Below are 12848 nucleotides of genomic sequence, written 5' to 3'. Positions count from 1 at the left end.
CCGCAGGACTCCCCTCCGTAGATAAGCCAACGTCCGATAATGCGCGCCTGCGTCCCAAACGCAGGCCTTTCTCCGGCATAGTCTGCGGCAGTCCGGCGCGGCCGGACGCAGTATCGACGCAGCATGCCTTCACAATCGCGGTTTCCCCCTCCTTTGCGCGTGATCGCGGCCTTCGACTTCGACGGCACGCTGACGCAACGTGACACCTTCGTTCCTTTTCTGGCCCATCTTTCATGGGCCAGGCTGCTTGGCGCGTTCGTGCTGGCCGCGCCGGCGTTGGCCGGGTTTGCGCTGCGCATGCGCAGCAACGAATATGCCAAGGCGGCGCTTTGCAGAGCGGCGCTGAAAGGCCATTCCCGCACCGAACTGGCTCGCATCGCGCGAGCCTGGGTGCCCGCCATTCCCTTGCGCCGCGCGCTGGTCGAGCGGCTGCGCTGGCACCAGCAGCGCGGTGACCATTGCGTCCTGGTGAGCGCATCGCCGGACGTCTATCTGCAAGAGGCCTCGCGGCATCTGGGCTTCGACGACCTGATCTGTACCCGGATGGCGACCGACGGGCAAGGAAGGCTGACCGGCGACTTCGACGGGCCGAACTGCTGGGGACCCGAAAAGATGCGCCGGCTGACCGAGCGCTTCGGCCCGCGGCAGCAGTATGAACTCTATGCCTATGGCGACAGCCGCGGCGACCAATGGATGATCGACGCCGCCCAGCACGCGTGGTATCGCGGCCAGGCGGTCAAGCCATGAGCGCCGTCATTTCGCTGTTGCGCCCGCAGCAGTGGCTGAAGAATGGTTTCGTGCTGATCGGGCTGATCTTCAGCCACGGCTGGGCGGACCCGGACCTGGTATTCGGCGTGGCCGTGGGGTTCCTGTCGTTCTGCCTGGCATCCAGCGCGGTCTACGTGCTGAACGACTACCACGACCGGGCCGCCGACGCCGCCCATCCCAAGAAGCGCCATCGCGCCATCGCCAGCGGCCGGGTCGGCCTGCGGGAGGCGCGGGTGCTGATCGCGGTCCTGTTCTGCGGCGCCCTGGGGCTTCCATTGGCCTGTGGACAATGGCCGGTGGCGCTGGTGGTGGCGGGCTATCTGGTCCTGAACATCGCCTATACGCTGCGCCTGAAGCACAAGGTGCTGGTCGATGTGTTCTGCATCGCCGCCGGCTTCATGCTGCGGCTGGCTTGCGGCACCTATGCGGTAGGCATCACGCCGTCCCGCTGGATGCTGTTGTGCAGCTTCATGCTGACCCTGTTCCTGGGCTTCGCCAAGCGGCGCGCCGAGATCGTCGCCATGCCCGCCGGCGGGCTCGCCATGCAGGGCAGCACGCGCATCGTGCTGCGCCACTACAGCGCGCCGCTGCTGGACAACCTGGTGGCCATCACCGCCAGCGCAAGCCTGCTTACCTACGGTCTGTACACCGTGGACGCCGAGACCGCGGCGCTCCATGGCACCGAACATCTCGTCCTTACCCTGCCCATCGTGACCTTCGGCGTTTTCCGCTACCTGCACCTGCTGTACAAGGGCGAGTCCGGCGAGGAGCCGGGCCGCGATCTGCTGGCCGACAACCAGATACGCGTGGCGGTGCTGGCCTGGGTGGCGGTGGTGGTCTTGCTGGTGGGAACGTGACGATGGCCTATCTGTGGCTGATTCTCAGCGGGGCCTGCAGCGTGGCCGCCAGCGTGGCGCTCAAGTCGGCGGGAGCGGGCCCGTCGACGGCATTGCCGGCTCCGCTCCTGACGCAAGCGCTGCCGTATCTGATGGCGGTCGGCGCCTACGGGCTGGGCTTTGGCTTCTACGCGCTGGCGCTGCGGCAACTGGACCTGACCCTGGCCTATCCGCTGATGGTCGCCTTCGCCATCGCGGGCGTCTTCGGCTATGGGCTGCTGTCCGGCGCCGAATCCATTTCCGCCATGCGCATGGCGGGAGCCGCCTTTATCGCAGTCGGCGTTTTCCTGATATCGAAATAGGCCCATGAGCATCCCATGAGACGATTCTTCGATAACCCGGCCTACCGCTGGTTCCTGTTGTCCTGTGCCTATGTCGTCATTGCGGCCGCCGTCATCCATGGCTTCTACGCAAAATGGCGGCTCAACGACGGCCATCCGGCATTGGGCCTGTCGCAGATGGTGGAAGGGACGGCCTATCGTCCCTACGTGTACCGGCAGTTCGTGCCCGCGCTGGCCAACGGCATCCAGGACATGCTGCCGCGGGCGGCCGTGGCGCGCATCTCCGAACGCCTGGCGGAGCCCCGCAGGCTGAACAGCCGCTTGGGGCTGGCGATGCGCTACCCGGAATCGGAAGCGCTGATGCCGGACTTCACCCTGCGCTATCACCTCGTCTATTACCTGACGTTCTTCGCGCTGCTGGCGGCGCTGTTCGTCATGCGGCGCGTGTGCCTGGAAGCGGGCGCGGACGCGGCGGCCGCGACGATGGCGCCGGCCGTCACCGCACTGCTGCTGCCGTTCTTCCTGACCGAGGGCGGATACTTCTACGATTTCTTCGAATTGCTCTTCATGATGGGCGCCGTGCTGCTGGCGCTGGGAGCGTCGCGCGGCACGCCGCTGCGCCTGCTCGCCTTGCTGGCGCTGGCAGGCATGGCGGCCTGGAACAAGGAGGCCTTCTTCTTTTTCACGCCTGCCCTGTATCCGCTCTTGCGCCGCAATCTGCCGCGCGCGCAGGCCGCCGCGATGGTGGCGGCCCTGCTGTTCGTATGCGGCTGCGTGTATCTGGCGCTGCGCATGCGGTACGCGGGGAATCCGGGTTCGACCGTGGACTATCAGTTGTGGGACAACCTGCGTTTCTACGCCGACCCGGGAAACTGGCTGCGCACGGAGAGCACCTATGGCGTGCTGCTGCCGCGCGGTTTTGGCGTCATCAGCCTGCTGGCGTTCGCGGGCATTGCCGTCAGCGGCTGGGCGAGCCTGCCGCAGGCCCTGCGCCGGCATGCGCTGATGGCCCTGTCCATAAACCTGCCGCTGTTCCTGCTGTTCTGCTCGCCTGGCGAAATGCGCAACCTGAGCATGCTTTATCCCGCGCTGATGTGCCTGATGGCGCTTTCGCTGACCCGCTGGATGAAGCGTGAAACCGACCGCCACCCACACACCATGGCACACGCCCGATGATGCGTTTTTTCAATTCCGCTATCTACCGCCGCTTCCTGCTGGCCTTGTTCTACGTGATCGTGGCCGCCGCCGCGTTCAATGGCTTTTACGCGAAATGGCGGCTCAACGATGGCCATGCTCCGCATTCACTCGCGTCGATGGTGGACGGCACGGCATATCGGCCCTATGTCTATCGGCAGCTCGTGCCCGCGGTCGCCAACGGCATCCAGGCGCTGCTGCCGGCAAGCGCCGTGGAGCGGATATCCGAACGTCTGTCGGAGCCGCGCCGGGTGAACAGCCGGTCGGGCCTGGCCATGCGCTATCCGGAGTCCGAGGCGATGCTGCGTTCCGTCACGCTGCGTTATCACATCGTCTACTACCTGACCTTCCTGGCCCTGCTTGCGTCGATGTTCGCGATGCGCGCGCTTTGCCTGCGGATGGGCGCCAGTGCGCCGGCGGCCACCGTCGCGCCCCTGGCCGTCGCGCTGCTGCTGCCATTCTTCCTGACCGAAGGCGGCTTCTTCTACGACTTCTTCGAAGTCCTGTTCATGACGTGCGCAATACTGCTGGCCTGGCGCGTTGCTCCCGAATCCCCGGCGCGCGCCGCGGCGCGCCTGGGCCTGCTGGCGCTGGTTTCCGCGGCCGCGACGTGGAATAAGGAAGCGTTCTTTTTCTTCGTGGCGACGCTGTATCCCTTGCTCAGGCTCAGCCTGCCGCGGCTGCGGGCCGCGGGCGTCGTGGGCCTGCTGATGTTCGTCTGCGGCTGCGTCTATCTTGCGCTGAGGATCCGCTACGCGGGCAATCCCGGCGGCACGGTCAGCTTTCAGCCCGGCGCGAACCTGTTCTATTTCCTCGATCCGGGGAATTGGTTCCGCACCGAAGGCACCTACGGCGTGGCGCTGCCCAAAGGCTTGAGCGCCGTGATGATGCTGATGATCGCCGGCGCGGCGGCAATCGGCTGGGGGCGCTTGCCGGCCGCATTCCGCCAGCATGTCTGGGTGGCGCTTGCCATCAACGTGCCGCTGTTCCTGTTGTTCGCCGCGGCGGGAGAAGCGCGCAACCTCAGCATGCTCTATCCCTCGCTGCTGGGCCTGCTGGCGATGGCCATGATGGTCTGGATGAATGCCGCCGCGCCGTCTCCAGAGGGCGGCGAGCGCGCCTGAGCGGGCCTTCCTTGTCATGTCGGTACCGGGTTTACCCGGTACTTTTGCGTCTTCGAAATTTGTATGATGACCCGATAACTCAAGCGACGAGACCCGTCATCATGCTGGTCCTCAAACCGTCTTTCCCGCCTGTCCGCCCCTGCCGCCCGGGGGGCGCCCCATGACTGACGAATCCCGCATCCGCGAAGAAATCTGCATCGTCGGCGCCAGCCTGTACAGCCGTGGCTACACCGTCGGCGCGGCCGGCAACATCAGCGCCCGGCTGGACGACGGCTGGCTGATTACTCCCACCGACGCCTGCCTGGGCCGCCTGGATCCCGCCGAATTGGCCAAGGTCGATCTGGCCGGCAACCGGGTGTCGGGCGCCAAGCCGTCCAAGACCCTGGTGCTGCACCAGGGCATCTATCGGGCCAGTCCCGAGTCGCGCGGCGTGGTCCATACGCATTCCACCCATCTGGTGGCGCTGACGCTGGCCGGCGTGTGGCGGCCCGACGAAGTGCTGCCTCCCATCACCCCGTATCAGGTCATGAAGGTGGGGCGGATCCCGCTGATCGGCTATCGCCGCCCCGGCGACGGGCAGGCCGCTGCCGAGGTGGCCGCCGTGGCCGCGCAGGTGCGTGGCGCGCTCTTCGAGCGGCTGGGGCCGGTGGTGTGGGAGCGCTCCGTGTCGCATGCCTCGTACGCCCTGGAAGAACTGGAGGAAACCGCGCGGCTGTGGCTGATGAGCGATCCCCGTCCGGAACCGCTGAGCGCCGAGGCCATAGAAGAACTGCGCGCCGCCTTCGGCGCGCGCTACTGATCCGCCGCAACACGCCCGACAAGCCGCGCGCCTGTGCAAAGGCGTTCCGGCGGCGGGTGCCGTTTGTCCACAAGGAACCGCAATGCCGCGCCTGGCCGCCAACTTGACCATGATGTACACCGAACATCCCTTCCTGGACCGCTTCGAGGCGGCCGCGAAGGATGGATTCTCCGGGGTGGAATTCCTGTTTCCGTACGAATTCCCGGCCGCCGACCTTCAGTCGCGGCTGGCGGAAACCGGCATGGAACAGGCCCTGTTCAACGCGCCGCCCGGGGACTGGGCCGCCGGCGAGCGCGGCATCGCCTCGTTGCCGGGCCGCGAAAGCGAGTTCGAGCGCGGGATGGACCAGGCCCTGGAATACGCCGCCGCGCTCGGCAACCGCAGGCTCCACGTGATGGCGGGACTGATCCGGCCCGGCCAGGACCGCGCGGCGCACCGCGACACGTATCTGCGCAACCTGGCGCGGGCGGCGCGCGCGGCGGCCTCGGCCGGCGTCACCGTGGTGATCGAACCCATCAACACGCGCGACATCCCCGGCTTCTTCCTGAATCGCCAGGACGACGCCCAGGCCATCTGCGCCGAGGTGGGCGCGGGCAACCTGAAAGTGCAGTTCGACATCTATCACTGCCAGATCGTGGAGGGCGATATCGCGGTGAAACTGCAACGCGACATGGCCGGCATCGGCCACATCCAGATCGCCGGCGTGCCCGACCGGCACGAGCCGGACCTGGGCGAACTGAACTATCCCTACCTGTTCGAGCGCATCGACGCGCTGGGCTATGCGGGCTGGATCGGCTGCGAATACCGGCCCAGGGCCGGCACGTCCGCGGGCCTGGGCTGGGCCCGCCCCTATCTTGCCAACCACTGAGCATCCCATCATGAAGATCCTGATCACGGGCGGCGCCGGATTCCTGGGCCGGCGGCTGGCCCGAAAGCTGCTGGAACTGGGTTCCCTGGCGCTGGATGGCGGCGCGCCGCAAGCCATTACGCGGATCGACCTGCTGGACGTCGTCCATGCCGACGGCCTGACGGACCCGCGCGTGCGTACGCTGGTGGGCGACATCGCCGACCCGGCCGTGCTGCAACAGGCCATCGGCGCCGACACCCGCGCGATCTTCCACCTGGCCGCCATCGTCAGCGGGCAGGCCGAAGCGGATTTCGACCTGGGCATGCGCATCAACCTGGACGCGTCGCGGGCGCTGCTGGAGACCTGCCGCAAGCTGGGCCACAAGCCGCGCGTGATCTTCACCAGTTCGGTGGCGGTGTACGGCGGCGCATTGCCCGAGACGGTGCGCGACGACACCGCGCTCAATCCCCAGTCGTCCTACGGCACGCAGAAGGCGATCGCCGAACTGCTGCTGGCGGACTACACGCGGCGCGGCTTCGTCGACGGCCGCGCGCTGCGCCTGCCCACCATCAGCGTGCGGCCCGGCCGTCCGAACGCGGCGGCTTCGTCTTTCGCCAGCGGCATCATCCGCGAGCCGCTGAACGGCGAAGCTGCGGTGTGCCCCGTCGGCGCCGGCACGCGCCTGTGGCTGCTGTCGCCGCGCGCCGCCATTCAAGCCTTGATCGCCGGCTGCGAACTGCCGGCAGAAGCCGTGGCCGACCGCGTGCCGATCAATCTGCCGGGGGTGTCCGTCACGGTGGCCGAGATGGCGCAGGCGCTTCGGGAGGTGGCGGGCGACGAGGCCGCGGACCGCATTACCTGGCAGGCGGACGAACGCGTCGAGCGCATCGTCGGCAGTTGGCCGGGCCGCTGGGACACCGCGCGGGCCGCCAGGCTGGGCCTGAAGGGAGACCGGGACTTCGCCGAGATCATCCGGGCCTACATGGCCGACGACCTGCCGCGTTGAGCGCGCGGCATCCTGCCCCCTGGATTTTCGGGACGATGACACTATGAGCAATCCGCAAACTTCCCCGCGCCGCGCCGGCGTGATCGGCCTGGGCGCCATGGGCGCCGGCATCGCGCAAAGCCTGCGCCGGGCGGGCCACGAGGTGCACGCCTACGACATCCGGCCCGGCGCCGCCGCGGCCTTCGCGGCCGAGGGCGGGACGGCCTGCGCTTCGCTGGCCGACATGGCGGCCGCCTGCGGCATCGTCATCAGCGTGGTCGTCAACGCCCAGCAGACCGAGGCGGTGCTGTACGGCGAGGGCGGCATCGCCGCCGCCATGCGTCCGGGTTCCGTGTTCGTGATGTGCTCCACGGTGGATCCCAACTGGTCCATCGCACAGGAAGCGCGGCTCCAGGAGCAGGGCATTCTGTACCTGGACGCGCCGATTTCCGGCGGCGCCGCGCGCGCCGCCTCCGGCGAGATGACCATGATGACCGCCGGCCGCCCGGCCGCCTACGAGGCCTGCGGCGGAGTGCTGGAATCCATGGCCGGCAAGGTGTACCGCCTGGGCGACCGGGCGGGGGCGGGCAGCAAGGTCAAGATCATCAACCAGTTGCTGGCGGGCGTGCACATCGCGGCGGCGGCCGAGGCCATGGCGCTGGGCCTGCGCGAAGGCGTGGACGCCGACGCCTTGTACGAAGTGATCACCCACAGCGCGGGCAATAGCTGGATGTTCGAGAACCGCATGCCCCATGTGCTGGCGGGCGACTACACGCCGCTGTCGGCGGTGGATATTTTCGTGAAGGACCTGGGGCTGGTGCTGGATACCGCCCGGCACGCCAGATTCCCCTTGCCCCTGGCGTCGACCGCGCACCAGATGTTCATGCAGGCGTCCGCGGCCGGACACGGCCGTGAAGATGACAGCGCCGTGATCAAGATCTTTCCGGGGATTTCCCTGCCGGAGCCGAAATGAGCATCAAACTGGGCTGCATCGCCGACGATTTCACGGGCGCGACCGACCTGGCCAACAATCTGGTGCGCGCCGGCATGCGCGCGGTGCAGACTATCGGGGTGCCCGGGACGCCGCCGCGCGGCGGTGCGGACGCCGTGGTCGTGGCGCTGAAGACCCGCACCCTGCCCGCCGGACAGGCCGTGGCGCAGTCGCTGGCGGCGCTGGAGTGGCTGCGGGCGCAGGGCGCCGAGCAGATCTACTTCAAGTATTGCTCCACCTTCGACAGCACGCCGCAAGGCAATATCGGCCCCGTCACCGACGCGCTCATGGCGCGGCTGGGAACGGACTTCACCATCGCCACCCCGGCGTTTCCGGACAATAAGCGCACGGTGTTCAAGGGCTATCTGTTCGCGGGCGACGTGCTGCTGAACGAATCCGGCATGCAACATCATCCACTGACGCCGATGACCGACCCGAACCTGGTCCGGGTGCTGTCCGCGCAGACCTCGCGCAAGGTGGGCCTGATCGACTACGGCGTCGTCGCGCGCGGCAGCGACGCGATCCGCGCGCGCATGCGGGAGCTGGCGTCGGAGGGCGTGGAGATCGCCATCGTGGATGCGGTGTCCAACGAGGATCTGCTGGCGCTGGGGCCGGCCTTGCGGGGCATGCCGCTGGTGACGGCGGGCTCGGGCGTGGCCATCGGCCTGCCCGCGAATTGGGGGCTGTCGTCCGCCGGCGCCGCCGCGCTGCCGCGTGTGCCCGGCTTGCAGGCCGTGGTGGCGGGCAGTTGCTCCGCGGCCACCAACGGGCAGGTGGCGGCCTTCATCGAAAGCGGGCGGCCGGCCCTGGCGCTGGATCCGCTGCGCCTGGCGGCGGGCGACGACGTCGCGGGCCAGGCCCTGGCCTGGGCCGAACCGCGCCTGCGGGACGGGCCGGTGCTGATCTATTCCACCGCGCAGCCCGACCGGGTGAAGCAGGCCCAGGGCGCGCTGGGCGCCGAGCGCGCCGGATCCTTGGTCGAAGCCGCCATCGCGCGCATCTCGGTCGGGCTGGTCGAACGCGGCGTGCGCCAGTTGATCGTGGCGGGCGGCGAGACCTCGGGCGCCGTCGTGCAGGCGCTGGGAGTGGAGCAGATCGCCATCGGCGAGCAGATCGACCCGGGCGTGCCCTGGTGCGCGGGCTACGCGCCGGCGGCGCGCGGCGACATCAGCATCGCGCTGAAGTCGGGAAACTTCGGAACACGGGATTTCTTCATCAAGGCGTTCGGCGCCGCCTAGCGATGCGCCTGCCTTAAGCGCTTGGCCGCGTTCACCATGTGGATGCGGGCCGCTACGCGAGCACCGTCCACGTCCTTCTTGCGGATGGCCTCGACGATGGCGATGTGCTCTTGCAGCACGTCGCGCATCAGGTTCGCGTGGCGCGCCTCGTTGCCGCGCGTCACGCGCGTGGCGGCTTCCAGGAACTGGCTGACGAAGGTCAGCGTCGTCATGAAATAGGGGTTGCCGGTGGCGCGCGCGATGCTGCGGTGGAAGGCGACGTCTTCCTTCACGCCGTCGCCGCCGTTCTCGACCGCCTGTGAAATGGCGGCCAGCGCCGCGTCGATATCGGCCATGTCCTGCTTCTTGCGCACCGCGGCCGCCTGCGCGGCGATCTCGGTTTCCAGCGCGCGGCGCAGGTCCACGATGTGCAGCACGGCGTCCAGCGACGACAGCTCGGCCGCGTCGATGCGCAGGGCACGGTTGCCGTCGGGCGCGGTGACATAGACGCCGCTGCCCTGCCGGGCCTCGACCACGCCGTCCTGGCGCAGCCGGGAGACGGCTTCGCGGATGACGGTGCGGCTGACGCCGAACTGTTCCGCCAGCGCGCTTTCGGTCGGCAGCTTGGCGCCGGGCGGCACGCGGCCTTCGTCGATTTCGGCGCGCAGGCGCTTGGCGACCGTATCGGTCCGCGTGGGCGGGGCGGGGAGTCGGGGAAACGCCATGGATGGGAAGGGCCGGATGCAGCCGTGGGCGGAGCCAGCGTCGATGATAACCGGTAGGCCCGCGCGGCGGCTGGGCGAACGCGCCGCGCTTCAGGGCTGCCGGGGCAGGCCGCCGTGGTTTTCCAGGTATTGCAGAAAGCGCTGGTCGGCCGGGCCCAGGCCGGCCTGTTCATGGCGGGCCAGGTATACCGGCAGGACGATCGGAGGCAGCGGCAATTCCGTCATGCCGGCGTCCTGCGCGGCATAGCGCCGGGGCAGCGCGCCGATGCCCGCGCCGGCGCGCACCAGCGCGGCGAGCGATTCGCAGTCCGGCGCCTCGGCCACCGTGGGGCCTTCCAGGCCGGCGCGGATGCGGTGCACGGACAGCGCCGCCAGCGGCGACCCCGCCTGTTCGTCCTCGAAGCCGATCACCGGCGCGGCGGCGGGATTGGCCGGGGGCAGGACGGCGGCAGCGTAATGGCCCATTTCCTGGTCGAACAGCTTGCGCTGCACGAGCACCGGCCGCGCATCCCGGGCCGACACCACGCCCAGCGTGGCGTTCTTCTGGGCCAACTGGCTGAGGATGTCGCCGCAGGTGCCGCGCTTGACGCGGAACCGGACCAGCGGATAGTCCTGGCGGTAGCCGGCGATCAGCGCGGGCAGTTCCGGCCAGTGAATGTGGCCGCTGATATGCAGCGTGACGATGCCCTGGACCACGCCGTGCGCGGCATCCAGCGCCTTCGGCAGCGCGGTGACGATGCCGTAGATGTCGGCGCAATGGCGGTACAGCACTTCGCCCGCGGCGGTGGGCTGGAAGGCGGCGGCGCCGCCGCGCTCGATCAGCCGCCGCTCCAGGCGTTCCTCCAGGCGGCGCAGGGCGGCGCTGACGGAAGGCTGGGTCACCGACAGGCGGTGCGCCGCCAGCGTGATGCTGCGCTCCTGCACGATCACCATGAAGGTGCGCAACAGGTTCCAGTCGAGCTGGTTGGCGAATTTGTCCAGGAGAGCAGTCATGCCGGGCGACTCGTATCAGCGTGCATTTTTACCATCTTGCGCCCTGCCCGCGCAGCGTTCTTCAGGCCGGCGCGTACAAATGGCAGCGCGCGTCGTGCGCCGCGCCCGTGGAATAGAGGCCCGGCTGCGCGGCGTCGCAGCGGCCCGCGATGGCCCGGCCGCAGCGCGACGCGAACGCGCAGCCCCGGGGCAGGTCGATGGGCGAAGGGATATCGCCCTGCAGCGTGATCCGCCGCGCCGGCTGGCGCCCTTCGGGAACCGGGATGGCGTCGATCAGCGCTTCCGCGTAGGGATGGCGGGGCGCGACGAACACCTCTTCGGTGGGGCCCTGCTCGACGATGCGGCCCAGGTACATGACGGCCACGCGCGGGCACAGGGCCCGTATCACGGCCAGGTTGTGCGAAATGAAGAGGTAGGACAGGTTGAAGCGCGATTGCAGTTCCTTCAGGAAGGTCAGGATCTGCGCCTGCACGGATACGTCGAGCGCGGACGTGGGCTCGTCCAGCACCAGCAGCCTGGGCTTGAGCGCGATGGCGCGCGCAATGCAGACGCGCTGCTTCTGTCCGCCGGACAGTTCGTGCGGATAGCGGCTCAGGAATTGCGCGGGCAGGCCGACCATTTCCATGAGTTCCGCCGCCTGCGCGCGCAGGCGGGCGCCGCGCAGGTCGGTATGCAGGATCAGCGGTTCGGACACGCTGCGCAGAATGGTCATGCGCGGGTTGAGCGCGGAATGCGGATCCTGGAAGATGAACTGCACCGAACGGCGCAGCGCGCGCAGGTCCCGGGGGCTGAGCCGGGTGACGTCGCGGCCGTCGAAATGGACGCTGCCGCGCGTGGGGTCCAGCGCCCGCGCACACAGGCGGCCCAGGGTGGACTTGCCGCAGCCGGACTCGCCCACCAGCCCCAGCGCCTGGCCGGGTTCGATGCCCAGGCTCACGTCGCTGACCGCATGCAGGATGCGGCCATCGTTCATGCGGAATTCTCGGGAGACGGAGCGCAGTTCAAGCAGCATGGGGGTCGGGCTCGTGGACATGGCGCTGTGCCAGCAGCAGGCAGGCGGCGTCATGGCGGGGGGCAAGGGACACCGTGGCCGGCCGCTGCTGGCTACAGGCGGGCACGGCCGAGGGGCAGCGCGCCTGGAAGCGGCAGCCGGCGGGCGGGTGCAACAGGTTGGGCACGGTGCCGGGAATGCCGGCCAGCATCTGCGCCGGCTTGCGGGGATGCGGCACGGATGCCAGCAGCCCGCGCGTATACGGATGCCGGGGGTCGTCGAACAGGCTTTCGACGGGAGCGGTTTCCACCACGGTGCCGGCGTACATCACGGCGACGCGGTCGCACACTCGCGAGATGACGCCGAGATCGTGCGAGATCAACAGGATGGCCAGCCCAAGATCGCGCCGCAGCTCGTCCAGCAGGTCCAGGATCTGGGCCTGGATGGTGACGTCCAGCGCGGTGGTGGGTTCGTCGGCGATCAGCAGGGACGGCGAACCCGACAGCGCCATGGCGATCAGCACGCGCTGGCGCTGTCCGCCGGACAACTGGTGCGGATAGCGGGTTAGCTGGATATCGGGATTGGGCAGGTGCACGCGCGCCAGCATGTCGGCGGCGAGGCGCCGGCGCTGGCTGGCGGAGCGGCGCTGCGCGCGCGGCCTGCCCGCGTCGTGCGCGGCGATCACCGCCGACATCTGGTCTCCGATCGTGAACAGCGGGTTCAGGTAGGTCATCGGATCCTGGAAGATCATCGCGATCTCCACGCCGCGGATCCTGCGCATGGCGGCCTCGTCCAGGCCCAGCAGGCTGCGGCCGCGATAGCGCAGGTCGCCGCCCGCCACGCGCGCGGGCGGGCTGGGGACCAGGCCCAGCACGCTTTTGGCGGTGACCGATTTGCCGCAGCCGGTCTCGCCCACGATGCCCAGGCTTTCGCCCGCGGCGATGCTGAGCGTGACGCCGTCCAGCGCCTGGTAGCAGCCGTCGAACGTATCGAAGTGCAGGCGGAAATCGTCGAATTCGAGCAGGGGAGCCGTCATT

General features: G+C 68.9%; 14 protein-coding genes. 10 read left to right on the top strand and 4 right to left on the bottom strand.

Annotated features, from left to right (window positions below; all coding sequences use genetic code 11):
- The first annotated feature begins 123 nt into the window (after nt 1-123).
- The 10 genes from AVE30378_RS23405 to otnK all read left to right on the top strand — a co-directional run bounded on the left by AVE30378_RS23405 (nt 124) and on the right by otnK (nt 9123).
- On the top strand, nt 124-747 hold the full coding sequence (locus AVE30378_RS23405; protein WP_129244016.1) for an HAD family hydrolase: 624 nt from the start codon (nt 124-126) through the stop codon (nt 745-747).
- Nucleotides 744-1625, top strand: a complete 882-nt coding sequence (locus tag AVE30378_RS23400) for a decaprenyl-phosphate phosphoribosyltransferase (RefSeq protein ID WP_208742430.1) — start codon at nt 744-746, stop codon at nt 1623-1625. The genes AVE30378_RS23405 and AVE30378_RS23400 overlap by 4 nt, the downstream gene beginning before the upstream one ends.
- Before the next feature lie 2 nt (nt 1626-1627).
- Nucleotides 1628-1966 (top strand): DMT family transporter, encoded by a 339-nt coding sequence (locus tag AVE30378_RS23395; protein ID WP_129244010.1) that lies wholly within the window; start codon nt 1628-1630, stop codon nt 1964-1966.
- Between the two features lie 15 nt (nt 1967-1981).
- Nucleotides 1982-3121, top strand: coding sequence for a hypothetical protein (locus AVE30378_RS23390; protein ID WP_129244007.1), 1140 nt, complete (start codon nt 1982-1984; stop codon nt 3119-3121).
- Nucleotides 3118-4263: a hypothetical protein gene (locus AVE30378_RS23385; protein WP_129244004.1), complete on the top strand. Its 1146-nt coding sequence runs from the start codon at nt 3118-3120 to the stop codon at nt 4261-4263. Before AVE30378_RS23390 ends, AVE30378_RS23385 begins: the two co-directional genes overlap by 4 nt.
- Before the next feature lie 160 nt (nt 4264-4423).
- Entirely contained in the window at nt 4424-5062 is a 639-nt protein-coding gene (gene otnC / locus AVE30378_RS23380) for a 3-oxo-tetronate 4-phosphate decarboxylase (protein ID WP_129244001.1), read from the top strand.
- A gap of 82 nt (nt 5063-5144) precedes the next feature.
- Nucleotides 5145-5930: a 2-oxo-tetronate isomerase gene (gene otnI, locus AVE30378_RS23375; protein WP_129243997.1), complete on the top strand. Its 786-nt coding sequence runs from the start codon at nt 5145-5147 to the stop codon at nt 5928-5930.
- A 10-nt stretch (nt 5931-5940) separates the two neighbouring features.
- On the top strand, nt 5941-6915 hold the full coding sequence (gene denD, locus AVE30378_RS23370) for a D-erythronate dehydrogenase (RefSeq protein WP_129243994.1): 975 nt from the start codon (nt 5941-5943) through the stop codon (nt 6913-6915).
- Nucleotides 6916-6958: 43 nt separating this feature from the next.
- On the top strand, nt 6959-7867 hold the full coding sequence (gene ltnD / locus AVE30378_RS23365) for an L-threonate dehydrogenase (RefSeq protein WP_129243992.1): 909 nt from the start codon (nt 6959-6961) through the stop codon (nt 7865-7867).
- On the top strand, nt 7864-9123 hold the full coding sequence (gene otnK, locus AVE30378_RS23360) for a 3-oxo-tetronate kinase (RefSeq protein ID WP_129243989.1): 1260 nt from the start codon (nt 7864-7866) through the stop codon (nt 9121-9123). The genes ltnD and otnK overlap by 4 nt, the downstream gene beginning before the upstream one ends.
- On the opposite strand, the gene AVE30378_RS23355 is transcribed toward otnK, so the two are convergent.
- The 4 genes from AVE30378_RS23355 to AVE30378_RS23340 all read right to left on the bottom strand — a co-directional run bounded on the left by AVE30378_RS23355 (nt 9120) and on the right by AVE30378_RS23340 (nt 12847).
- Nucleotides 9120-9827, bottom strand: a complete 708-nt coding sequence (locus AVE30378_RS23355) for a FadR/GntR family transcriptional regulator (protein ID WP_129243986.1) — start codon at nt 9825-9827, stop codon at nt 9120-9122. The genes otnK and AVE30378_RS23355 overlap by 4 nt on opposite strands.
- A gap of 90 nt (nt 9828-9917) precedes the next feature.
- The gene (locus tag AVE30378_RS23350; protein ID WP_129243984.1) at nt 9918-10820 is read right to left on the bottom strand and encodes a LysR family transcriptional regulator; all 903 of its coding nucleotides are present in this window, start codon (nt 10818-10820) and stop codon (nt 9918-9920) included.
- Between the two features lie 61 nt (nt 10821-10881).
- On the bottom strand, nt 10882-11853 hold the full coding sequence (locus AVE30378_RS23345; protein WP_129243981.1) for an ABC transporter ATP-binding protein: 972 nt from the start codon (nt 11851-11853) through the stop codon (nt 10882-10884).
- The gene (locus tag AVE30378_RS23340; protein ID WP_129243978.1) at nt 11822-12847 is read right to left on the bottom strand and encodes an ABC transporter ATP-binding protein; all 1026 of its coding nucleotides are present in this window, start codon (nt 12845-12847) and stop codon (nt 11822-11824) included. The genes AVE30378_RS23345 and AVE30378_RS23340 overlap by 32 nt, the downstream gene beginning before the upstream one ends.
- Nucleotide 12848 lies beyond the last annotated feature (1 nt).

The sequence above is a fragment of the Achromobacter veterisilvae genome, assembly GCF_900496975.1.
Taxonomy (GTDB): Bacteria; Pseudomonadota; Gammaproteobacteria; order Burkholderiales; family Burkholderiaceae_B; genus Achromobacter; species Achromobacter veterisilvae.
This window is presented reverse-complemented; position numbering and strand designations above follow the sequence as displayed.